This window comes from Acinetobacter sp. V115_6 (genome assembly GCF_031799025.1).
In the GTDB taxonomy this organism is placed as follows: Bacteria; Pseudomonadota; Gammaproteobacteria; order Pseudomonadales; family Moraxellaceae; genus Acinetobacter; species Acinetobacter pittii.
The window spans coordinates 1,545,612-1,566,479 of record NZ_JAVQNO010000021.1 but is presented as its reverse complement, the minus strand read 5'-3'; the positions used below and the strand labels follow the sequence as shown (position 1 = coordinate 1,566,479).

21 protein-coding genes and 1 pseudogene are annotated in these 20,868 nt (G+C 36.6%); 13 read left to right on the top strand and 9 right to left on the bottom strand.

Annotated elements, in window-relative coordinates:
• Nucleotides 1-32 precede the first annotated feature (32 nt).
• Complete coding sequence (locus RMA94_RS15810) at nt 33-539, bottom strand: N-acetyltransferase (protein WP_311083738.1); 507 nt, start codon at nt 537-539, stop codon at nt 33-35.
• Nucleotides 540-593: 54 nt separating this feature from the next.
• Between RMA94_RS15810 and RMA94_RS15805 the strand changes: the two are divergent.
• A pseudogene (locus RMA94_RS15805) lies at nt 594-710 on the top strand (hypothetical protein).
• A 37-nt stretch (nt 711-747) separates the two neighbouring features.
• A complete protein-coding gene (locus RMA94_RS15800) occupies nt 748-1,176 on the top strand; it encodes a hypothetical protein (protein ID WP_057085748.1) in 429 nt (142 codons plus the stop codon).
• Between the two features lie 68 nt (nt 1,177-1,244).
• On the opposite strand, the gene RMA94_RS15795 is transcribed toward RMA94_RS15800, so the two are convergent.
• Both RMA94_RS15795 and RMA94_RS15790 read right to left on the bottom strand, forming a co-directional pair.
• Nucleotides 1,245-2,828, bottom strand: coding sequence for an ATP-binding cassette domain-containing protein (locus RMA94_RS15795; RefSeq protein WP_311083737.1), 1,584 nt, complete (start codon nt 2,826-2,828; stop codon nt 1,245-1,247).
• A 260-nt stretch (nt 2,829-3,088) separates the two neighbouring features.
• A complete protein-coding gene (locus RMA94_RS15790) occupies nt 3,089-3,532 on the bottom strand; it encodes a universal stress protein (RefSeq protein ID WP_002115225.1) in 444 nt (147 codons plus the stop codon).
• 290 nt (nt 3,533-3,822) lie between these two features.
• On the opposite strand from RMA94_RS15790, the gene RMA94_RS15785 reads away from it, so the two are divergent.
• From RMA94_RS15785 to RMA94_RS15775, 3 genes are all read left to right on the top strand, one after another.
• Nucleotides 3,823-4,050, top strand: a complete 228-nt coding sequence (locus tag RMA94_RS15785) for a hypothetical protein (RefSeq protein WP_002115208.1) — start codon at nt 3,823-3,825, stop codon at nt 4,048-4,050.
• A gap of 175 nt (nt 4,051-4,225) precedes the next feature.
• Nucleotides 4,226-4,399 carry a hypothetical protein gene (locus RMA94_RS15780; protein ID WP_005068723.1) on the top strand — a complete coding sequence of 58 codons (174 nt, stop codon included), beginning with the start codon at nt 4,226-4,228 and terminating at the stop codon, nt 4,397-4,399.
• 266 nt (nt 4,400-4,665) lie between these two features.
• The gene (locus RMA94_RS15775) at nt 4,666-5,109 is read left to right on the top strand and encodes an RDD family protein (RefSeq protein ID WP_119685977.1); all 444 of its coding nucleotides are present in this window, start codon (nt 4,666-4,668) and stop codon (nt 5,107-5,109) included.
• 60 nt (nt 5,110-5,169) lie between these two features.
• Here RMA94_RS15775 and RMA94_RS15770 read toward each other — a convergent pair whose 3' ends face one another.
• A complete protein-coding gene (locus RMA94_RS15770) occupies nt 5,170-6,345 on the bottom strand; it encodes a benzoate/H(+) symporter BenE family transporter (protein ID WP_311083736.1) in 1,176 nt (391 codons plus the stop codon).
• Nucleotides 6,346-6,531: 186 nt separating this feature from the next.
• On the opposite strand from RMA94_RS15770, the gene RMA94_RS15765 reads away from it, so the two are divergent.
• Nucleotides 6,532-7,005 (top strand): Lrp/AsnC family transcriptional regulator, encoded by a 474-nt coding sequence (locus RMA94_RS15765; RefSeq protein WP_002115169.1) that lies wholly within the window; start codon nt 6,532-6,534, stop codon nt 7,003-7,005.
• A 51-nt stretch (nt 7,006-7,056) separates the two neighbouring features.
• Here the strand turns inward: RMA94_RS15765 and leuE are convergent, their stop codons facing one another.
• From leuE to RMA94_RS15750, 3 genes are all read right to left on the bottom strand, one after another.
• Nucleotides 7,057-7,707 carry a leucine efflux protein LeuE gene (gene leuE, locus RMA94_RS15760; protein WP_016803130.1) on the bottom strand — a complete coding sequence of 217 codons (651 nt, stop codon included), beginning with the start codon at nt 7,705-7,707 and terminating at the stop codon, nt 7,057-7,059.
• 73 nt (nt 7,708-7,780) lie between these two features.
• On the bottom strand, nt 7,781-8,770 hold the full coding sequence (gene tal, locus RMA94_RS15755; RefSeq protein ID WP_057077042.1) for a transaldolase: 990 nt from the start codon (nt 8,768-8,770) through the stop codon (nt 7,781-7,783).
• A 130-nt stretch (nt 8,771-8,900) separates the two neighbouring features.
• Entirely contained in the window at nt 8,901-9,794 is an 894-nt protein-coding gene (locus RMA94_RS15750; RefSeq protein WP_202744451.1) for a LysR family transcriptional regulator, read from the bottom strand.
• 90 nt (nt 9,795-9,884) lie between these two features.
• Between RMA94_RS15750 and aceI the strand changes: the two genes are divergently transcribed.
• Nucleotides 9,885-10,319, top strand: coding sequence for a chlorhexidine efflux PACE transporter AceI (aceI, locus tag RMA94_RS15745; RefSeq protein WP_311083735.1), 435 nt, complete (start codon nt 9,885-9,887; stop codon nt 10,317-10,319).
• A 67-nt stretch (nt 10,320-10,386) separates the two neighbouring features.
• Here the strand turns inward: aceI and RMA94_RS15740 are convergent, their stop codons facing one another.
• On the bottom strand, nt 10,387-11,955 hold the full coding sequence (locus RMA94_RS15740; protein ID WP_311083734.1) for an acetyl-CoA C-acetyltransferase: 1,569 nt from the start codon (nt 11,953-11,955) through the stop codon (nt 10,387-10,389).
• Nucleotides 11,956-12,190: 235 nt separating this feature from the next.
• On the opposite strand from RMA94_RS15740, the gene RMA94_RS15735 reads away from it, so the two are divergent.
• The 3 genes from RMA94_RS15735 (at nt 12,191) to RMA94_RS15725 (ending at nt 15,842) form a co-directional block, all read left to right on the top strand.
• Complete coding sequence (locus tag RMA94_RS15735) at nt 12,191-13,582, top strand: 3-oxoacyl-ACP reductase (RefSeq protein WP_311083733.1); 1,392 nt, start codon at nt 12,191-12,193, stop codon at nt 13,580-13,582.
• Nucleotides 13,583-13,656: 74 nt separating this feature from the next.
• The gene (locus RMA94_RS15730; protein ID WP_311083732.1) at nt 13,657-14,511 is read left to right on the top strand and encodes a MaoC/PaaZ C-terminal domain-containing protein; all 855 of its coding nucleotides are present in this window, start codon (nt 13,657-13,659) and stop codon (nt 14,509-14,511) included.
• A 71-nt stretch (nt 14,512-14,582) separates the two neighbouring features.
• Nucleotides 14,583-15,842 carry a serine hydrolase domain-containing protein gene (locus tag RMA94_RS15725; protein ID WP_311083731.1) on the top strand — a complete coding sequence of 420 codons (1,260 nt, stop codon included), beginning with the start codon at nt 14,583-14,585 and terminating at the stop codon, nt 15,840-15,842.
• A gap of 47 nt (nt 15,843-15,889) precedes the next feature.
• Here RMA94_RS15725 and RMA94_RS15720 read toward each other — a convergent pair whose 3' ends face one another.
• On the bottom strand, nt 15,890-16,468 hold the full coding sequence (locus RMA94_RS15720; protein ID WP_107880880.1) for a TetR family transcriptional regulator: 579 nt from the start codon (nt 16,466-16,468) through the stop codon (nt 15,890-15,892).
• 125 nt (nt 16,469-16,593) lie between these two features.
• Between RMA94_RS15720 and amvA the strand changes: the two genes are divergently transcribed.
• From amvA to cpaB, 3 genes are all read left to right on the top strand, one after another.
• Nucleotides 16,594-18,072, top strand: coding sequence for a multidrug efflux MFS transporter AmvA (amvA, locus tag RMA94_RS15715; RefSeq protein WP_311083730.1), 1,479 nt, complete (start codon nt 16,594-16,596; stop codon nt 18,070-18,072).
• A 258-nt stretch (nt 18,073-18,330) separates the two neighbouring features.
• Nucleotides 18,331-20,112, top strand: coding sequence for a metalloendopeptidase CpaA (gene cpaA, locus RMA94_RS15710; protein ID WP_311083729.1), 1,782 nt, complete (start codon nt 18,331-18,333; stop codon nt 20,110-20,112).
• 21 nt (nt 20,113-20,133) lie between these two features.
• Entirely contained in the window at nt 20,134-20,766 is a 633-nt protein-coding gene (gene cpaB, locus RMA94_RS15705) for a metalloprotease secretion chaperone CpaB (protein ID WP_311083728.1), read from the top strand.
• The last annotated feature ends 102 nt before the right edge of the window (nt 20,767-20,868 follow it).

Here is a 20,868-nt window from a genome sequence, read left to right as displayed (position 1 = left end):
AGGAGTTTTCTTTTGAAGATAGTAAGTTTTTATTATTGCGTCGCATTAAAAGCCTCATGGTATGTGACATTCGCTTTTGGAATATTGCCCGAAAAAGTTAGAGCCTGAAAATATTCACTCGGTACATCAGGAAAAATTAGCTCAGGATAATTTTTAAAACCAAATCGGCTGTAATAATTTGGATCACCTAATAAAACACATCCTTGAGCGCCAAGTTGTTTTAACTTTTCTAGTGATTTATTGATGAGAAGCGAGCCAACACCGCATCCTTGTTTATTTGGATGAACAGAGATAGGACCTAAACCATACCAACCTATTTCGCCTGAGCTAATCTCAACCGGAGAAATAGCAATATGTCCAATAATAGACTCATCTTCAATTGCAACTAGAGAAATAGTAAGTTGTCCGTGATCTCTTAGACTATTAACAATAAAATGCTCGGTATGACTTGTGTGCTCAGCATTTTGAAAAGCTGCTTTTGTCAATTCTTCAATGGCTTCAATATCTTCGGCTTGCTCATCACGAATAATAATATTCATTAAAAATTCTTCCAGACTTATAGATTATTCATATACTTTAACTTTTAAATAATTATTGAAAAGAAAGATAATTTAGATTTCTAAGATACTTTATTTGTTACTGGTTATAAAAAGCAACTACTACTCATCAAACTCATACATAAAGTAAAATTTTATAAAAATCATTTTTAATATAATCATTGTAAAAATAATTTCGAGGGTCAATAAATTGAGGAAAATCATTAAAACATTATTACTATCTACGCTTATTTCAGCTACTTCGCTCACTATCTATGCCAAAAATAATGAGCAAAAAGTTAATTTTTTACAAAGTTCACCACATACCACTTTAACTGGAAAATTTCAGGGCTACGATGATGTAAGGTATAGAATTTATGCAAAAAAAGGCCAAATATTAAAATTTGATATCAATAGTCTGGGGAATTTAGCCTACATTAATATTTTTGCACCTGGTAAGAAGCCAGGTAAAGATAACGCATTATTAATTGGCTCAACTATAGGTTTTAATGGAGAGCTTACTTTACCAGTTGACGGCGATTATATTATTCAAGTTTATCAAATACGTAATAGTGCTCGTAAAAATAAAACTGTCAAATATAATCTAGATCTTGAATTATTAAATAACGTAAAAAAATAATAACTGATGGAATTTACTAGCTCTCAAATGAGAACTAGTAAATTTGAAAATTGGTATATTACTAACTATTACGTTAAGGAAAATGACTCATGAATGCCCGAGCTTTCAACAAACAGTTGATCGTGTGAAACGAGCAATACCGCACCTTCATAACTCTCAATAGCATTAGCAAGTAGTTCTCTAGATTCAATATCCAAGTGATTTTCTGGTTCATCTAATAACAGAAGTTCAGGTGCAGGGTTTAACTGGCTAAGAGCCAATAAAGCTACTTTTAATTTTTCACCACCACTTAACTGAGACAATAGTTGGGTACCTTTATCCCCACGAATTCGAAGTTGACCTAGCAAATTTCTCCATTCGAGTTCTGAAAGTTCATTATTCATGTGAGATAAATTTTCAATAACAGTGATTTCATCACACAAAAAGCTAAAGTTCTGGTCGAGATAGAAACACTCTACAGATAAGTGAATGCTGTCACAGGGTTGATTGTTCTGTGCATGAATTGCCTTAAGTAAAGTTGATTTTCCAATACCATTTTCTCCTGCTATGCGAATTTTTTGAGCTGCTTGTACAGCTAGATCAATGGGTTTTTGAGTACCATGTTTCAGTTTCAATTTTTTAATCCGCAGAATTTCACCAGATTTCTTATGAAAAGACGGGAAGACAAACTGTTGAGGTTTAACCGTTTCGAGAAACAATTTCTTATCTTTTAAATCATTTTGACTGTTTGAAATTTGTCGCTGATGTTGAGACTGTATAGCAGCTATGCTTTGACCTGCTTGTTCCTTTTTAAAGTCGAGCAAAATCTTGGCTTTAGAATTTGATTCTCTTAATTTATTGCCAGCACGCTCTCGTTTTTGAGCTTTCATTAATACATCATGTTGCTTTTGCTTCATGTGCTTAACTTCACGTTGGCTCTGTTGAATAGATTGCTCTAGAGCTGCAATATTGGTTTGATACTGCCCATAAAATTTTTCATAATTTCCGGTGGTGTGATGTAGACCATGTTCATTTAAATGATAAATATGGTCGACTTCATTTAATAAAGTCCGATCATGGCTAATGATAAGACTACCTGCTGGGTGTTTTTTTAAATGATCGATTAACCATTGTCTAGATTCCTGATCTAGATGATTACTAGGCTCATCAAGTAATAGATAGTGGTCTGATTTTAAAAATAAACAGCTTAGAGCCAATTTGGTTTTTTGACCTTCACTTAAATTTTTAACTGGGAAATCTAAATCTGTTGGTAGACCAGCAGATTCTAAAAGGTTGTTCCATAAAGTGGGCAAGTCCCATTTACCTTCCAATAAATCATAATCATCGAAGTCGGAATTACCTTGTTCAACTCTTTTAAAAGCGTCGTAAATATCTAAGATATCTAAGGCTTCAGCAATCGTCAGTGCTGTCAAACGATGCAATTGATGTAAATACGCATGTTTTAAATGCCAGGATATTTGCCCTGATGTAACAACTGAATCTAATGTAAGCGTCTCATTTAACAATTGCATAAGCAAAGATTTGCCTTGGCCATTACGACCAATTAGGGCAGATACCTGATTCGATTCAAGACTAAAATTTAGACGCTTAAACATTACCTTTGAAGGGAACTCTAAGGTAAGTTGCGATATTACACATGCCTGCTGAGTCATAAAAAACCTCATAAATACAGGATGTACAAAATAGGAGAATGATAATTTTTAATAGAGACGGTAAATCACAAAAATAGTCTATTTTGCACATCAAAAAAAGAAAAAATTGATGAGAAAAAAGACTTACTTCATTGGCGTGACTCACGAAATTGATGGAATAGTGAACTATTCTATACGGTTTTTTAGTGGGTGTAAAATTTCTATAAGTTATTTTATTAAAAAGCCCAATCATAGGATTGGGCTTTTATCTTTCAAGTATTTTACTCTTTTACGACTAAAACTTGAATCTTTGTGCTATTTAAAACATCTTGAGCAAAGCTTCCCAAAATTAGTTTTTGGAAACCTTTACGGCCGTGCGAACCAATCACAATTAAATCAGAACCTAAGTCTTCTACGGCTTTCAAAATACCATCTGAAGAAATTTCACCTTGGATGATTTGAGTCTCTGCATCAATACCTTCTTCAGCACATAAAGCTTTAACTTTTGCGAGAGTTTTTTCTGCGTTGGCGCGTGCTTCAACAAAATAATCTTTTACAACAGGTGAGATGTAATAAAAATCTACGCCACTAAAAGGATCTACCGCAACCAAACTAATGGCGGTCAATTTACTACCAAATGCTTTTGCAATGTGAGCTGCTTGTCGAGCTGCTGCTAAAGAAATCTCAGAACCATCTACTGGTACAATAATATGTTGGTAATTCATGATGTTATTCCTCTTATTTACAGTTGTTATATGTATGAAGCTTTTATTAATTAAAGATTAACATATTTCATTCTATGGAGACATCTATTCAATTAAAAGTAATTGAAATTAAATAAAATAAATATAAATCAAATAGTTGAATTGATTGCTTTGCTGGTTTTGAACTGATAAGTATGCTGTAGACCAATAATTGTTAATATTTACATGAAAATTACAAAAAATTACGGTTCATATTTCTGTCACAAAGAAGCCGTATAACAAAATAGTAAATTAAAGGGGGGCTAAGAAAGATGGCAGATTTAACAGCAAAGAAAGTCAATAAACTCATTGAAGAGTTTAGTCAAACGGGTAAAGAACCTCAAAAGTTAATCATTGGCTACAAAACTTATGCAAGACTGATGACTGAAGATAAATTTGCAGAAAAAGTTGTTCCTTCACTAGAAGACTCAAAAGAACGCTTATATAAAAACTTAAAAATTAAACTTGTGACTGAAAAACATTATTTTGAAATTAAATAAAACTTATGTGAACTTCATCACTTTCTATTAAACTAAATTAACATTAAATAAGTTTAATAACATTATTAATGTATGATGATACAAAATAATAGTGTAATCAACATTTGAAAACAGCAATCGTTTATAAACTCGATAGAATAAATTGCTTTTATTTTAAGTAGTGGAATAAATTGAAATGCCAACAATCAGTGTAATTATTTTTTATATTTTAGCTATATTAGGCGGTATAACAATTGTTTATGGATTAATCAGTTTAAGTGTTTTTTTAATTACAATCGGATTGGCTCTATTATTTGCAGCACTTTTATTAAAAAAAGAATTTAAAATAGATATTTTATTTTGGCAATAAATATAATATTTATTTGTAATTTAATTTATTTATAAACATATTTTGATATAACTGACATAAAAAAATGTCAGTTTTTAAAAGATTAAATTAAGTTTTTGTATAGATATGTGGTTAATGATATTTTTGATCAAAATAATTACAATAAAATATAAAAGTAAGAAATTTAAAATTTATTTAAGTATTTAAAAATAAAAAGGTTTCATTTAGGATAAAAGTAAAGTAGTAAGACCATTTTAGCTATTAAACAATAACAAAGTGAGGTGAGCATGACTTATAAGTATGAGTATGCAGGGTTCTGGTTAAGATTTGGCGCAATGATTATTGATAGTCTTATTCTTTGTTTGGCAATTATTCCAGCCGCATGGATTTTTTATCGGGGAGATTACGACTTAGTATTTGCTACAGGCTTAAGTAGTCAGCCACAAAACTATTGGTTTGACCTGATTGTGAACTACGGATTTCCTTTTTTATATTCAGTTTTATGTTGGTTGTATTTTGCAGGTACGCCCGGCAAACGTTTGATGCGCTTAAAAGTTTTAGATGAAAAAACAGGTAATAAGCTCACAGTCATGCAAAGTATTATTCGATATATTGGCTATATTCCATCAATTTTAGTATTTGGTATTGGTCTTTTTTGGGTGGCATTTGACGCTAAAAAACAAGGCTGGCACGACAAAATGGCAAAATCAGTCGTAGTAAGAGAGTTATAAGAAAACATACTAAAAAGCGTTCATAGCATTGAAAATAGAGAGCTATGAACGTTTTTTTTATTAGCTTTTTTGGGCTTTAAATTTGAGCACAACAAATACAATAATTCCGACCACCAATCCCCAAAATGCTGAGCCGATCCCGAAGAATTGAATACCCGAAGCGCTACATAAAAAGGTAAATAATGCAGCTTCACGTTCTTCAATTTGAGCAAAAGCAATCGCAATGTTGTGGCTGATCGTACCAAGTAATGCAATACCAGCCAAAGCGACAATAAAAATATGGGGGAAAGACATCAATAAACTTGTGAGTGTTGCAGCAAACAAACCCATTAAGATGTAGAAAAAACCACAGCTTATACCTGCAATATAGCGTTTGCTTGGGTCAGGATGAACTTGGTCGTCTAAGCTTACGGCAGCACTAATCGCAGCAATATTGACGCTATAACAGCCAAATGGTGCAAGCACAACTTGGGTTAAACCTGTCCAGCCAATGAGTTGATTCACGTGTGGTTTGTAGCCATAACTTTTGATCATGGCAATACCCGGTAAATATTGAGAAGCCATACTAATCACAAACAGTGGCAGTGCTAAGCCCAAAAGTGCTGACCAGCTAAAGTCAGGACTAATCCAAACAGGTTTTGCTAAAGACCACTGAATTGTAGGTATATGAAATTCTAAAAAGACAGGACACAGGGCAATACCTGCAATTACGGTAAATACAATGCTATAACGCGGCCATAATCTTTTTGTAATGACATAAATGCTAAGTAACGATAAAACGAATGCCCAATCATTTTGTAAACTTGCGAAAAGTGAAATACCAAATTTGAGTAGGACGCCTGCCAGCATGGCACTTGTTAAACTTTGAGGAATGTATGACAGCGCTTTTTGAAAAATACCTGAAAAGCCTAAAATAGCTGTTAATAAACCACCAACTAAGAAAGCACCAATCGCTTCATTTAAACTATATCCACTACCTGTTGCCATAATTAAAGCAAGACCAGCGGTTGACCACGCCGTCGCTACAGGATATTTAAATTTCCAAGAAAGAATGAGTCCTGATAAGCCAATACCCAAACCCAAAGCCCAAAACCATGAAGTGATTTGTTCAGGTGAAGCACCTAAAGCTTGAGCCGCCTGAATCACTAAAACGGCCGAAACACTAATACCAATGAGAAAGGTAATAAAACCAGCAAATACTGCTGGAATTGAAAAATCTTGAAGAATTTTTTGCATGATATGTGTTCTAAATCCAAGAAAAATTAATAGGCTTCTGCCATTGCTTCTAGTTGGGGTGAATTTAACAATTTTTTTTAAGAAGGTGCTTTCTATTTTTGGGTTAAAAAATAAATAATATTTTTAAATTCTTAAATAATGCTATCATTCGTTCCATAAATAACAATGAATAAAGAATATTATTTTATGGACGAGAAAGCTGAAAATTTAACACCACTAGAACTGAAAATTATGCGTGCCTTACAGGAAAATGGGCGTTTAAGTAATGCTGAATTGGCAAAACTTGTAGGTATTAGTACATCATCTTGTTGGAATCATACTCAGCGTCTTTTTAAGATTGGAGCAATCTTGGATGTCCGTGCTCGGATCAATCCTAATACGGTTCAACGTGGTACAGTGGTGTTAGTTGGTGTAGTTTTGGACCGTTCAACCCCTGACAGCTTTCAAGCATTTGAACAAGCCTCGGGTGATTTGGAAAATGTTTTAGAGTGTTATCTGGTGGCGGGAGAAGTCGATTATTTTCTAAAAATTCGTGTTAAAGATTTAGCAGCGTTTAACCGATTTCATAGTGAAAAGATTATTGCCTTACCCGGAGTAAGACAAGTCAGAACTTTTTTTGTACTTAATGAAGTTAAAACAGATGGCATGCTGGACTTTTAGCAGTTCATGATGTTTTAACTTTCTAATACAAAAGTTATTAGTTTAAAATAATTAAATCGTAGAGGTTGCTAGTTTTAAACCAAATCCAAAAAATAGAATTCCGACTAAAAAGATTCCGCTTGCTGCAATTTTATGGTTCTCTTTAAAAAATGCCGAGAGCTTAATTCCAGAGAAGATTAATGCAGTTAAATAACTAAAGCTAATGATCTGTAAAATAATTGCTAAAATTAAAAAGCTCAGAGCAGGATAAGCATAATCTGGTTCAACAAATTGAACAAAGAAAGAGAGGAAAAATAAAATCGCTTTAGGGTTGAGTAAACTAATACTGAGTGCTGTTTTATAAGGATGAACTTTATCTAAAGCAGGTAAATCAGCCATTTCTGGTTGAGTTTGATTGCGTTGTTTCCAGCGTTGAATACTGCCTTGTAACAGTTTAAAGCCTAAATAAGATAAATAAAGTGCACCTGTTAATTTAAGAATGACAAATACCCATGGGAATGCCTTAAGTAGAGAAGCAGCTCCGAGTACTGTACATAGCATTAAAATAAGGTCACCGGTGAAAATACCGAATGCACCCATATATCCGGTTTTAATCCCGTAGCGCGAAGCGATTGACATCACATAAAGAGAATTGGGTCCTGGCAATAACACAATTAGGAATGTACCAATAATATATGTTGTTAAATCTGTTATGCCGAACACGAGAAACCCAATAAAAAACCGATTTTTATCATGATAACAAAAATCGGCAATTTTGTATGAAAAGTGCAGTTTTTTAAGATTTTATTTCCGCATCAATTCCAAAAGACTGACGTAACAAAAGGCTTAATTGGTCACGTGCTTTAATAAAGCCATCAACACCACCTTGTAAAAGCTGGAATGCCATTAAGTCATGGTTAAGTTCATCTTTAAAACTTTGTTCATCTTGAGCTGGTCTAACAATCGCTTCTGCTTGTTTTGCTTGAGTTGCATCAAGTGCTGCATCGACTGTACGAGTATCTTGCTCAAGCTGGGTAAGTAAGCTTGGCGAGATGGTTAGCAAATCACATCCAGCTAGCCCAAGCACTTGATCAATACTACGGAAGCTCGCACCCATCACTTGAGTTGGAATATTTTGCTGCTTGTAGTAAGTGTAGATTTTCTTAACTGAAACGACACCTGGATCTTTTTCGATTGGGTAAGCGTCTACACCTTCAGCTTTTTTGTACCAATCTAAAATACGGCCTACAAACGGTGAGATTAAAGTCACTTTTGCATCTGCACACGCTTGGGCTTGATGTAAACCGAAAAGGAGAGTGAGGTTACAAGCAATTCCTTCAGCTTCGAGCACTTTGGCAGCTTGAATACCTTCCCAAGTCGATGCAATTTTAATAAGAATACGTGACTGATCAATACCGTAACCTTTGTAAAGTTCACATAATTCATGCGCTTTTTTAATGGTCGCTTCAGTGTCATATGAAAGTGCAGCATCAACTTCTGTCGAAACACGACCTTCAATCAGTTTTAAAATTTCTACGCCAAATTTTACGGTTAAAATATCAATGGTTCTTTCGATTAACTCATCGTTGCTATAGCCTTCTTCTTTGGCTTGATAATAAGCATCTTCAATGAGCTCTTTACTTTCTGGTTGTTCTGCTGCTGCCGTAATCAATGAAGGATTAGTCGTCGCGTCTAATGGACGGAATTTACGAATTGCATCAAGGTCACTACTGTCGGCAACAACGGTCGTTAATGTTTTTAATTGGTCAAGTGCTGTATGAGTCATTGATATTCAACATCTTCAGTAATAAATCTTATGTTTTCTTTATAGCACAAAGTCTATTCATGCTGTCGATATATCAATTGTTATATTTCAAAGAAAAACGTTTAGGTTCTGCATCTAATTTGAAATATTTTTAAGGCAGTGGTTGCATTCGTTGCTTACGGATATGTTCAATCAAAAATCTAGCAGCCGCACCGAGTTCACTTTCTCGACTCCATACCAAGTCGACATAATATTCAAATCGGGGAGTGAAATCTAATAAATCCAATACTTTAAGTTTATTTTTTAATTCAGGGTTTTCTTTGAACATTTCTTGAGGAAGAACACCCCAACCTAGATTGCGTAAAATCATTAAACAAGCAGAGTGGTGGTTGTCTGTACGCCAATAATGTTTCGAAAATAGCAATTCAGGTTTTAAAGTTTCATCTCGGCTTGCAACTACAATTTGTCGTGTAGTAAGAATTTGTTCATAAGAAACTTGATTTTGGCTTGCGAGGGGATGGCTATTTGAAATAACCGGAATTAAAGCCTCACGTTTAAGTTCTACAAATTGTTCTCTGTTATCTAGGTGTTCGCGTTCAAACATCAGTGCAAGTTGGGCAGAGCCATCTAATAACATTTGAAGTGCATCTTCTTGAGGAGCAGACACAATATTAATTTGTAAGTCTGGAAAACGACTTTCTAAAAGACAAATATAGTCGGTCCAATTGGTGTGTAAAAGTTCAGAGACAATCACAAGAGTTAAATTGGCTTCCAAACCTGTACTTAACGCGTGAGCATGTTGTTTCCATTGATTCATCTCAATTAAAAGCTGAGATGTTTTTTCGTATAACACCCGTGCTTCGTCAGTAGGGATGGGTTCACGGCCTTTACGATCAAATAAAGTTAAGTCCAGATCAATTTCTAAGTTGGCAATAGACATGCTTACAGCCGAAGGAACTTTGCCAAGTTTACGCGCTGCTGCAGAAAAAGAGCCGGTTTCAATCACGGCTTGAAACATGAGTAGTTGTTCTTGATTAATATTCATCTGTCAAAAAAACTGAAAGAACATGATTGGATTAATCAATATTATAAAAATAAAATGCACATTATCCAAGTTATTATTGAGTATTTAAAAATGTTGATTTCCAAGAGAAGACTCATTCATGCAATCAGTTATGAAGGAATTTTATTGGTCATCATTGCGATTGCATTAAGTTTTATTTTTGATATGCCAATGGATGTAACCGGTACACTCGGTGTGTTTATGGCAGTGGTTTCAGTTTTTTGGAATATGATTTTTAACCACTATTTTGAAAAAGTAGAGCATAAATATAATTGGGAAAGAACGATCCCTGTACGGATTTTACATGCGATTGGTTTTGAAGGTGGTTTGCTGATTGCAACTGTACCGATGATTGCCTATATGATGCAGATGACTGTTATTGATGCATTTATTTTAGATATTGGCTTAACCTTATGTATTTTGGTTTATACCTTTATTTTCCAGTGGTGCTATGACCATATTGAAGATAAATTTTTCCCAGATGCAAAAGCTGCATCACTTCATTAAGCCAATATACTGAAATGAAAATAAGCACCCAAATGGGTGCTTATTTTATTAGGTCGATAAATAGAAATTATTTTTCTACAATCGCAACCACACCTTCACCACCTGCTGTACAGATCGAGATTAAAGCGCGGCCTGAACCTTTTTGATTAATCAATTTAGCAGCAGTTGCTAAGATACGACCACCAGTTGCAGCAAATGGATGGCCTGCACCTAAAGATGAACCATTTACGTTCAGTTTAGAACGGTCAATTGAACCTAAAGGTGCATCTAAATCAAGACGTTCTTTACAGAATTTTTCATCTTCCCAAGCTTTCAAAGTAGACAACACTTGAGATGCAAATGCTTCATGAATTTCGTAGAAATCGAAGTCTTGAAGTTTAAGGTTTGCACGCTTAAGCATGCGAGGCACCGCATAAGCAGGGGCCATTAACAAACCTTCTTTAGGACCGTTCTTACCAATAAAGTCAACAGCTGCTGTCTCAGAGAAAGAAAGGTAAGCTAAAACTTCATGACCGTTTTCTTTTGCCCATTCTTCAGAAGCAAGCAATACCACAGAAGCGCCATCAGTCAACGGAGTTGAGTTACCTGCTGTCATTGTCGCAGTTTCGCCTTTACCGAAAACTGGCTTCAATTTAGCAAGTTTTTCAACTGTGCTGTCTGCGCGTAAGTTGTTGTCACGGTTAAGACCTAAGAATGGAGTCATTAAGTCATCAAAGAAACCACGTTCATAAGCAGCAGCAAGTTTTTGATGGCTGCTAGCAGCTAACTCATCTTGTGCTTCGCGAGTGATACCCCATTCTAAAGCAGTGATGGCTTGGTGCTCACCCATTGAAAGGCCAGTACGTGGTTCACCATTGCTTGGTGCATCAAGAAGCTTTTTAAAATCAATTTTTGTTAAAGCTTTAAGACGGTCTTTACCCGTTTTAGCTACATTGAGTTCAAGTAAAACTTTACGTAAGCCATCACCTACAGCAATCGGCGCGTCAGAAGTGGTGTCTACGCCACCAGCAATACCTACATCGATTTGACCAAGTGCAATTTTGTTTGCAACAACAAAAGCTGCTTGTAAACCTGTACCACAAGCAATTTGAATGTCATAAGCAGGGGTTTCAGGAGCAAGATCTGTGCTTAATACAACTTCACGAGTCATATTAAAGTCACGGCTGTGTTTTAAAACAGCACCAGCAACGACTTCACCAATACGCTTACCTTGTAAGTTAAAGCGTTCAACCAAACCATTCAATGCTGCTGTCAGCATGTCAGAATTTGACGCTTTGAAATAAGCAGTATTTGAACGTGCAAATGGAATACGGTTGCCACCAATAATTGCAACGCGGCGAACAGTGTTTTGGCTCATGGTTTTATCCTGTTGAACAGAAGTTTTGGTTTTTGTTGCTTTTGGTGCTGCAGCTACATTTGAAGATGTAGAAGTAGTTGCTGTAGCCGCGCTCTTGGTGCGAGGGCTACGTGCAGGTGCAGTCGTTGAACGAGTACGTGTCGTTTTTGATGTATTAGTTGCTGCTTTAGGAGTAGTGCTGTTACGCTTAGCCGTGTTAGAAGCCGACTTTGATGTATTTGACACTTTTTCCTGAGCAGAATTCTCGACTGCTGGATTTTCTTGAGTTGTTTTGCTCATAAGGCTTTTCCAAGCATAATAACGATATTCTTGTAAGCTACCTTAACACAATTCAAATAGACCTGTATTGACTAGAATGACATTGTAGATAGCATTCAGGTCAAGACATCCAAAGATGAAGTCAAGTATGATTTGGAGTAACTCTAATGAACGACTGCTTTCATATTGTTGCTATTCATCTCATAACATAATGAAGCCTGTCGTAGAAAATTCATTTCTTTGAGAGATAATAATCATGACTGATCAATACCAAGCATTTACACAATCTCCTATTGGTAAATTCGTTGTTAAAAATCTGGGTTTACCATCGCCAGTTGTATTAGAGCGTTTTGAAAGTGCTCAGCCAGTAGTGAATGGTGCAGTATTGGTTGGCGCAGCGCCGTCAAGTGTATTATCTGGTGCGATTGCACAAGTACTTAGCAATGTTCATGCTGACAGCTATGTAGGCAATAATGTTGCATTACAACAAGAAGCTGCAAAAGTTGGTTTAAATTTACGTCCATTCAATGCAGGCGATAAAGAATCAAAATTCAAAGCAGTTGTATTTGATGCATCTGGTATTCAAAACTCAGAACAGTTAAATGAACTTTATAAATTCTTTAACCCGATTGCACGTCAAGTTGCGACTTCTGGTCGAGTGATTGTGATTGGTACAACTCCTGAAACTGCAAAAACTGTAAAACAAGCAATCGCTCAGCGTGCACTTGAAGGCTTTATCAAATCTGTAGGTAAAGAATTTAAAAAGGGTATTACTGCTCAAGTTGTCTATGTTGATGAAGGTGCTGCTGCAAACCTTGAATCAACATTACGTTTCTTACTTTCTCCACGTTCAGCTTATGTATCTGGTCAAGTGATTCGTGTATCTAAAGCAGATGTGGTTGATGTTGATTGGGCAAAACCACTTGCTGGAAAAACTGCATTAGTAACTGGTGCAAGCCGTGGTATTGGTGAGGCAATTGCACATGTATTGGCTCGAGACGGCGCGCATGTTATTTGTTTAGACGTACCACAACAACAAGCTGACCTTGACCGTGTAGCAGCTGACATTGGCGGTTCTACATTGGCAATTGACATTACAGCTGCTGATGCGGGCGAAAAAATTAAAACTGCTGCTGCAAAACAAGGCGGTTTAGATATTATTGTTCATAACGCAGGTATTACACGTGACAAAACTTTGGCAAACATGAAGCCAGAGCTTTGGGACTTGGTCATTAATATTAACTTGTCTGCTGCTGAACGCGTAAATAACTACTTGTTAGAAAACGATGGTCTAAATGCAAATGGCCGTATTGTTTGTGTATCATCAATTAGCGGTATTGCTGGTAACCTTGGTCAAACCAACTATGCTGCTTCAAAAGCTGGTGTAATTGGTCTAGTTAAATTTACTGCGCCTATCTTAAAAAATGGTATTACCATTAACGCAGTAGCACCTGGCTTTATCGAAACTCAAATGACTGCTGCGATTCCATTTGCAATTCGTGAAGCTGGTCGCCGTATGAACTCAATGCAACAAGGTGGTTTACCTGTTGATGTAGCAGAAACGATTGCATGGTTTGCATCAACTGCTTCTACAGGCGTAAATGGCAACGTTGTACGCGTGTGCGGTCAAAGCTTGTTGGGCGCTTAAGCACTTTTAGCGAAATAGGGGTGCTTATGCATCCCTTTTTTATTCAAGAATCTATAAATTATAAAAGGTTAGGTATGAATACTCGTCATTTTAGCCAGCTACCAAAAGCGGCATTGGCTTATCCAAAAGTTGTGCAAGGTTTAATTTTTAAAAAGCCGAAAGGTCCAAAAATATTACCGCAAGTTGAATATGTGGTAGATACTTTAGAAATTGATCAAAGCCATCTTAAAGCTTATAACGAAGTATGTGGCTTTCAAAATAATGGCTTTGTACCAGCAATTTATTTGGCTGTGCTTTCTCAAAGTTTGCAAATGCACATGATGACAGCAGAAGCCTTTCCATTTCCAATTTTAGGTTTAGTCCATATTCGTAACCAGATTAAACAGACCAGACCAATTGCTGTGACTGAAAAATTAACTTTGTCATGTAAATTTGGGGAACTAAAACCGCATGATAAAGGTGTTCAGTTTGACTTTATTACCACAGCAAAAGTTGGTAATGAAGTAGTGATGGAAGGCTTAACGACTTATTTATCTCGTCAAAAAGTCGAGAAAAGAGTAGGTGATAAAGCCAAAGAAGAACAAGCACCAGCTTATGTTCCAAAGGCAGAGTGGGATATTTTAGAAAACACAGGCCGCCGTTATGCGAAAGTGTCTGGTGATTTTAACTTAATTCATATTCATGCCATTACTGCAAAAGCATTTGGCTTTAAGCAAGCAATTGCACATGGCATGTGGAGTAAAGCTAAAGCACTAGCGAACCTCGAATTACCAAATGCTTATGAAGCAGATGTATGGTTTAAGCTACCAATGTTCTTACCGTCGAAAGTTGAGTTTTTAACTGCCAATGCAGATAAAAAGACTGATTTCTTGATTCGTAATGCGAAATCTCAAAAACCGCATGTTGCAGGAACAGTAAAAGCATTATAAAAATATCAGCAGCCTGAACAGAGGTTTGGGCTGTTTTTGAGCAAAATAACAAAAAATGCAAGGAACTTCATGTGATTAAAGAAATTTTACTGGCCGATACCCATAACTATCACGGTATTTTAGATGAAAGTTTTATTGATTTAGCCCACCAATTTAGCCGTCTTCAAGATGCTAGAACAGGACAAGGTGGAGCTGCATTAGCGGTTTATTTTAGAGGCCAGAAAGTTGTAGATATCTACACTGGTCTAAAATCACAAACCGAAGCTTGGCAACCTGACACATTGGCAGTTTGCTATTCTACAGGTAAGGGCATACTTGCAACTTTAGCGCATATTTTAGTAAGTGAATGTTTTTTAGAATACGACAAACCGATTGCGACTTATTGGCCTGAGTTTGCTCAAAATAGAAAAGAGCAAATGACATTGCGTCATGTGCTAAGCCATCAAAGTGGCATGTTTGATGTGCGAAATATTATCGAAAGTGCGAGAGAAATGCTCGACTGGTCACATATGTTAGATGTGGTTGCAGCGACTAAGCCAAGGTTCCTTGCAGGAGAGGGTAATGCTTATCAAGCTTTAACATTTGGTTGGCTTGTCGGTGGTGTACTTGAAAAAGCAACTGGTCAATCTTTAGATCAGCTCATGCAAAAATATCTTGTTGAACCGTTGCAGTTAGACGGCGCTTATTTTGGGACGCCTGCAAATGAGTTGGATCGTGTAGCACGTTTAATTATTCAACCAAAACCAGAAAAACCAGCATCTACTCAAGTTGAAAAACCTAAAAAGCCACAGACGCGCAAGAGTTCACTCTCTGAAAAAATGATTACTTGGACTGGACAAGACCCTCAAGACTTTCAAGATGCCATGATTCCAAAAGGAATGAAACATCTTAGTTTCTTTAGTGACGAGGGGTTGCAAGCAGTCATTCCAGCGGCGAACGGCACGTTTACTGCAAATAGTCTTGCTAAAATTTATGCGATGCTGGCAAATCACGGTGAATGGGATCGACAGCAACTTATTCGCCCAGAAATATTTAAAGAGCTCAGTACTATTCAAAGTTATGCACGTGATCGTGTCATGCCAATTCCGATGAATTGGCGCTTAGGATATCACCGCATTATTACAATGGGTAAACGCGCTAAAAATGGCTTTGGACATATTGGTTACAATGGTTCAGGAGCGTGGTGCGATCCTGAGCGCGACCTGAGTTTTGCCTATACTCATAATTTTCAAATTGGTTCAATCACGGGTGATTACCGTTTGTGGGGACTGACTCAAGAAGCCTTACGTTGCACTGACCAAATTTTAAAAGGCCGTAAAGGCTGGTTCTAATTTTAGTGTTGTAAAGCTGGTATTTTAATTAATGTCAGCTTCTATATTTATAATAATTCTAGGCGAATAATTGCTTCGGTATGGCGCTTAAAGTCTTCTTCAGCTAAACCGTGTAAACCAAGTTGATAAATACCTTCTAATCCGCATACAAAGGCAATGAGCCGCCAAGCTATGTCTGTTGAATTAGATATATTTTTAAATTCACCTTCTTTTTTACCAGATTCAATCGCTTGCACAATTGTTTGATGCCAATTCTGCATGGCAAGGTTATAAGCCTTGCGTATTTCAACATCTTGTTCAATCAAGAGTTCAGCTTCATTCCATAAGCGTAAGTAGGGCTGAAGTCTATCTATATTTTCTGCGCCTAACAAAATGAAGAGTCTTTGAAACTGGCTAGTGGTTTTTAGAGTTTGTTCAATTTCATCAAGCTGTTCCATGAGCTTTAAAAAAGCTTCAGCTTTTAAATGAGATGCCGAAGAAAAGTGGTGGTGAACTTGTCCTGTAGAGGTTTGTGCTTCTGTTGCGATTCGGCGTACAGTCATGGCTGTAAAACCTTCAGCCAAAGCAACTTGCATGGCTGCTTGCAGAATCATTTCTCTGCGTTGATCGCGATTAAGATAGGCCATGTTTCTTTCACCTGACTGAATTCGACACAAATTACATTAAAACTAAAAGTTGGACAAGTGTCCAATTGTGTATATAATAACCATGATTTGAACACATGTCCAAGTTTTGGATATTGAAGAGCGTTATGCAAAAAAAATGGTTAATCCTGACAATTATCGTCCTTATATATTTACCAGTTACGATTGATGCAACAGTGATGCATGTTGCAACACCATCTTTAAGTGCAGCATTGAATTTAACTGCCAATCAGCTTTTATGGGTCATTGATATTTATTCACTGATTATGGCGGGTTTGATTTTGCCGATGGGTGCACTTGGTGATCGTATTGGCTTTAAAAAATTATTATTTATTGGAACTGCAATTTTTGGAGTCGGTTCCTTAGCTGCGGCTTTTTCTCCAACAGCTTATGCCTTAATTGCTTCGCGTGCTGTTTTAGGTCTAGGGGCAGCGATGCTTATTCCTGCCACTTTATCAGGCATTCGTAATGCTTTTACCGAAGAGAAGCAGAGAAATTTTGCACTTGGTCTTTGGTCTACAGTGGGTGGTGGCGGAGCAGCTTTTGGCCCATTAGTTGGTGGTTTTGTACTAGAACATTTCCATTGGGGAGCTGTATTCCTCATCAATATCCCGATTATTTTAGTGGTTCTGGTTATGATCGTGATGATCATTCCTAAACAGCAAGAGAAAACTGATCAGCCAATTAACTTAGGGCAAGCTTTAATTTTAGTCGTGGCAATTTTAAGCCTCATCTATTCAATCAAATCGGCGATGTATAACTTTTCGGTGCTCACGGTTGTGATGTTTGTGGTGGGTATAAGTACATTAATACATTTCATTCGAAGCCAAAAAAGAACGACCACGCCAATGATTGATCTGGAGTTATTTAAACATCCAGTCATTTCTACCAGCATTGTTATGGCGGTGGTTTCCATGATTGCTTTGGTTGGGTTCGAATTACTCTTGTCTCAAGAGTTGCAGTTTGTGCATGGGTTTTCTCCCTTACAGGCAGCCATGTTTATTATTCCATTCATGATTGCAATTAGTTTAGGTGGTCCATTAGCTGGTATTTGCTTGAATAAGTGGGGACTTAGACTTGTATCTACTGTTGGTATTTTAATAAGTGGATTTAGTCTATGGGGGCTTGCCCAGCTTAACTTTTCGACTGATCACTTTTTAGCGTGGACGTGTATGGTCTTTTTAGGCTTTAGCATTGAGATTGCCTTACTGGCTTCAACTGCTGCCATTATGTCATCCGTCCCACCTCAAAAGGCAAGTGCAGCAGGTGCGATTGAAGGTATGGCCTATGAGCTTGGAGCTGGTTTAGGCGTCGCTATTTTCGGGTTAATGTTATCTTGGTTTTATAGCCGCTCAATTATTTTACCAGCAGAGCTTCCGTCGAACTTAATTGAAAAAGCGAGTATCTCGATTGGTGAAACCATGCAATTAGCTTCTAACCTTGAAAGCCCTTTGGGAGGGCAATTGATTGCAGTTGCTCAGCAAGCTTTTAGCTATGCGCATAGTTGGGTGCTTACAATCTCTGCCATTTGTTTCTTCCTTTTAACTGTATTTGTCTGGTTTAGCTTTCCAAAGAAAGTAAATTAAAACTAAAGGATAAAAAGAGAGACTACCTTTCTTTTTATCCTTAAATATCTTTTTAATATTTTCTACATATTAAAAATTGGTTATTTAATTCTCATAAACAAACTATTCTTTAAAAAGGTTCATATTTTTATTTCAAAATGATTCGGTGGTCATGTAATTGAAATTTAATAAAAAATGAATTGTTGTGAAATTGACTGCGTAAAAATGGTTTGCTAACCTGCTATTCGAAAAATCTAAAAACAAATAAAAGAGGCTGCTGTGAATTTTAAATTAAAAACATCACTCATTATTGGAGCAATTGTTGCGTCTTCACTTGTATATGCCGCAACTGTACTTTCACCAAATCAGAATAATAATAGTGGATCAATTCCATCCGGTTATTCAGATTTAGAATTTAATCTAGCAAATGGGAATTGGGTCAAAAACCTTACTTTACCAACAAGCGCTAATAATTTGGACAAAATTACAATTCTTTCTAGTGCTGCCTATAGTAGCTATTTAGATACTTCTAATACCAATATTCCGTTAGAAGTATTAAAGATAAATAGTGGAGATGTTTACCAATTCATCTTTAATAGTAGTCAAAATAAATGGATCGCTCAGTTAGCGACAGTGAGTCCTACTAATGGTGCGACCTATGAAGTCGTTCCATTAACAACTGCATCAATGCAAAAAGTACTTATTCAAAATGACAAATGGGCACAAACCATAGCATTACCGAGTGATGTACGTGATGGAACAACCGTACAAGTTGTTTCTACAGCAAGTGCAAGTTCGGACATTGATAAAACAAACTTACTATTCCCAAGCAGTTTCTCATTAAAAAATGGCTCTGAATATTGGTTTAAATATTATTCTGCTTTAGGAAAATGGGTTCCTGAATATATAAAACCTCAGAAGCTAAATGTTCAGCAAATCGGAACATCTTTAGCAGCAGTAAATAGTCCACTTACCGAAGTTTCATTTGGAGATGGAAATTGGGTTTCCAATTTCACTTTACCTGCTACCGCAAGTGATCGAGATAGAATTATTATCAAGTCTACAGCGACTTGGTCTGCAAAAATTAATAATACCAATATTAATAGCCAAGCGACTTTAACGCTTAAAACAGGCGATCAATATGAGTTTATGTATGTAAGCGACAAAGGATATTGGCAGCTGATCTCTTCACCAACAAAGGTGATTGATTCATCGGCAACAATCCCTGCAACTTTACCGAATATGACTCAGCCCACTTTAAAGGTGAAACTGTCTACATCAAATTGGCAGCCAACCTTGCAGCTACCCGCTAAAGCTCAAGTCGGGGATAAGGTGGTTATTGTGTCCAATGCGTCGGCAGACACCTATATTAATGCCGCTAATGGCTTATCTACTGCAATTAAAAATGGTGAAAATCGCCGTTTTATTTACACCGCTCAAGGCTGGACAGTAGATAGTTATACAATTGATATGTTGTTAGTTTCTAGTCCAGAAGTAAATACAATTTTAGGTGAGAGCGCTGCAAAACTTAGAATGATTGAAGGCGTAAATTTAACAAATTTAACTGCTGAAAATTCGAATGCACGTTTTTACTTAAGAGATGTGGGCTATTTAACTTATAAAATCCCTGCTACTACTTTAAAAGAAGCAATTTCGACTGGACGAGATGACACGACGGTACAAAATGAGCGAAAACGTGTATTGGCAGACGGTGTTTATTATCAAGGTAATGAACCTGGTGACGGTGGCTGTGGTTGGGCTTGGATCAATGCTTCTGCATATAATATGATTGGTGCAAATGATATTGCAGGTTGTTCTTTTGCCGCTATGCGCCATGAAGTCGGGCACAATCTTGGTCTGTACCATAATGGTTCAACCAATATTGGCTCAGGCTTTGCTCATCCGTTAGGAAGCACCACAATGGGTGGCAATAATATTAATTTTTACTCTAGCCCGTATCTGTATAACCCTAAATATGGTGTACGTTTAGGTGAAGAAGGGAAGATTGATGCTGTCAGTGTCATTAACCTGAATGCGCAGAAAATTTCTCTATATAACTAATCTCTATTTTAGCTGTAAATAATGAAGAAAAATAAATTGTTAATAGGAACTGCTATCGCTTGTGTGGCGTTAGCAGTTTTAATCGGGTTTGCGTTTTCACAGCAAAGCTCTTCTGCTTTAACGTCGCCTTTAGAAAGTCAGCAAGAGTCTGGGACAAAAGTGGCAGATAGTCAGAGTGAATTTTCTCGTCAAAATATGCTGAATTTGAGTTCATCAGAAAAGGAAAAGTTGTCTAGGCAACAAGTTGTTTTTAATGAAATAGAAAAAGATCAGCTTCCTTCTAATATTAATTTTCCGCTACTTAAAAATGCGAAAGGTATGGTCATTAAATATGATCCAAATGTGATCGAACTTAAAAAAGTGGGCGACACTGTTAAGTTCCAAATGTTGGAATATGGCATTAATCGCACAGGGAAAATTGTAGAGATCGAACCTATTGACCAAGATATTGTTCGGTGGACTGGAAAATTTGATCAGGGCGATCCAAATCAGAATTTCTTTACTATTACTCAAAGTCAAAAAGACCATTATACGATCATGCAGATTTTTACCGAGAAAGGAAATTATTCGGCTGAAATTAAGGATGGTGTAGGGCTGGTCCAAACCATGGATGAAGGTGTAACTGATCAAGAGCTTCATCATGATCATCCTTAGACAAATAAATGGTTCTGGTAGAGAAAAGAAGTCAGTTCGCAGTTTATCTGTACGGATATGAGCTTTATGCGTTCACACTCTTTTAAAAACAAAGTATGCTTA

Excerpts from the sequence above, each read along its gene's own strand:
- RMA94_RS15810 (WP_311083738.1), bottom strand. The coding sequence starts at position 539 with ATGAATATTATTATTCGTGATGAGCAAGCCGAAGATATTGAAGCCATT.
- RMA94_RS15795 (WP_311083737.1), bottom strand. The coding sequence starts at position 2,828 with ATGACTCAGCAGGCATGTGTAATATCGCAACTTACCTTAGAGTTCCCT.
- RMA94_RS15790 (WP_002115225.1), bottom strand. The coding sequence starts at position 3,532 with ATGAATTACCAACATATTATTGTACCAGTAGATGGTTCTGAGATTTCT.
- RMA94_RS15785 (WP_002115208.1), top strand. The coding sequence starts at position 3,823 with ATGGCAGATTTAACAGCAAAGAAAGTCAATAAACTCATTGAAGAGTTT.
- RMA94_RS15780 (WP_005068723.1), top strand. The coding sequence starts at position 4,226 with ATGCCAACAATCAGTGTAATTATTTTTTATATTTTAGCTATATTAGGC.
- RMA94_RS15775 (WP_119685977.1), top strand. The coding sequence starts at position 4,666 with ATGACTTATAAGTATGAGTATGCAGGGTTCTGGTTAAGATTTGGCGCA.
- RMA94_RS15770 (WP_311083736.1), bottom strand. The coding sequence starts at position 6,345 with ATGCAAAAAATTCTTCAAGATTTTTCAATTCCAGCAGTATTTGCTGGT.
- RMA94_RS15765 (WP_002115169.1), top strand. The coding sequence starts at position 6,532 with ATGGACGAGAAAGCTGAAAATTTAACACCACTAGAACTGAAAATTATG.
- tal (WP_057077042.1), bottom strand. The coding sequence starts at position 8,770 with ATGACTCATACAGCACTTGACCAATTAAAAACATTAACGACCGTTGTT.
- RMA94_RS15750 (WP_202744451.1), bottom strand. The coding sequence starts at position 9,794 with ATGAATATTAATCAAGAACAACTACTCATGTTTCAAGCCGTGATTGAA.
- aceI (WP_311083735.1), top strand. The coding sequence starts at position 9,885 with ATGTTGATTTCCAAGAGAAGACTCATTCATGCAATCAGTTATGAAGGA.
- RMA94_RS15740 (WP_311083734.1), bottom strand. The coding sequence starts at position 11,955 with ATGAGCAAAACAACTCAAGAAAATCCAGCAGTCGAGAATTCTGCTCAG.
- RMA94_RS15735 (WP_311083733.1), top strand. The coding sequence starts at position 12,191 with ATGACTGATCAATACCAAGCATTTACACAATCTCCTATTGGTAAATTC.
- RMA94_RS15730 (WP_311083732.1), top strand. The coding sequence starts at position 13,657 with ATGAATACTCGTCATTTTAGCCAGCTACCAAAAGCGGCATTGGCTTAT.
- RMA94_RS15720 (WP_107880880.1), bottom strand. The coding sequence starts at position 16,468 with ATGGCCTATCTTAATCGCGATCAACGCAGAGAAATGATTCTGCAAGCA.
- amvA (WP_311083730.1), top strand. The coding sequence starts at position 16,594 with ATGCAAAAAAAATGGTTAATCCTGACAATTATCGTCCTTATATATTTA.
- cpaB (WP_311083728.1), top strand. The coding sequence starts at position 20,134 with ATGAAGAAAAATAAATTGTTAATAGGAACTGCTATCGCTTGTGTGGCG.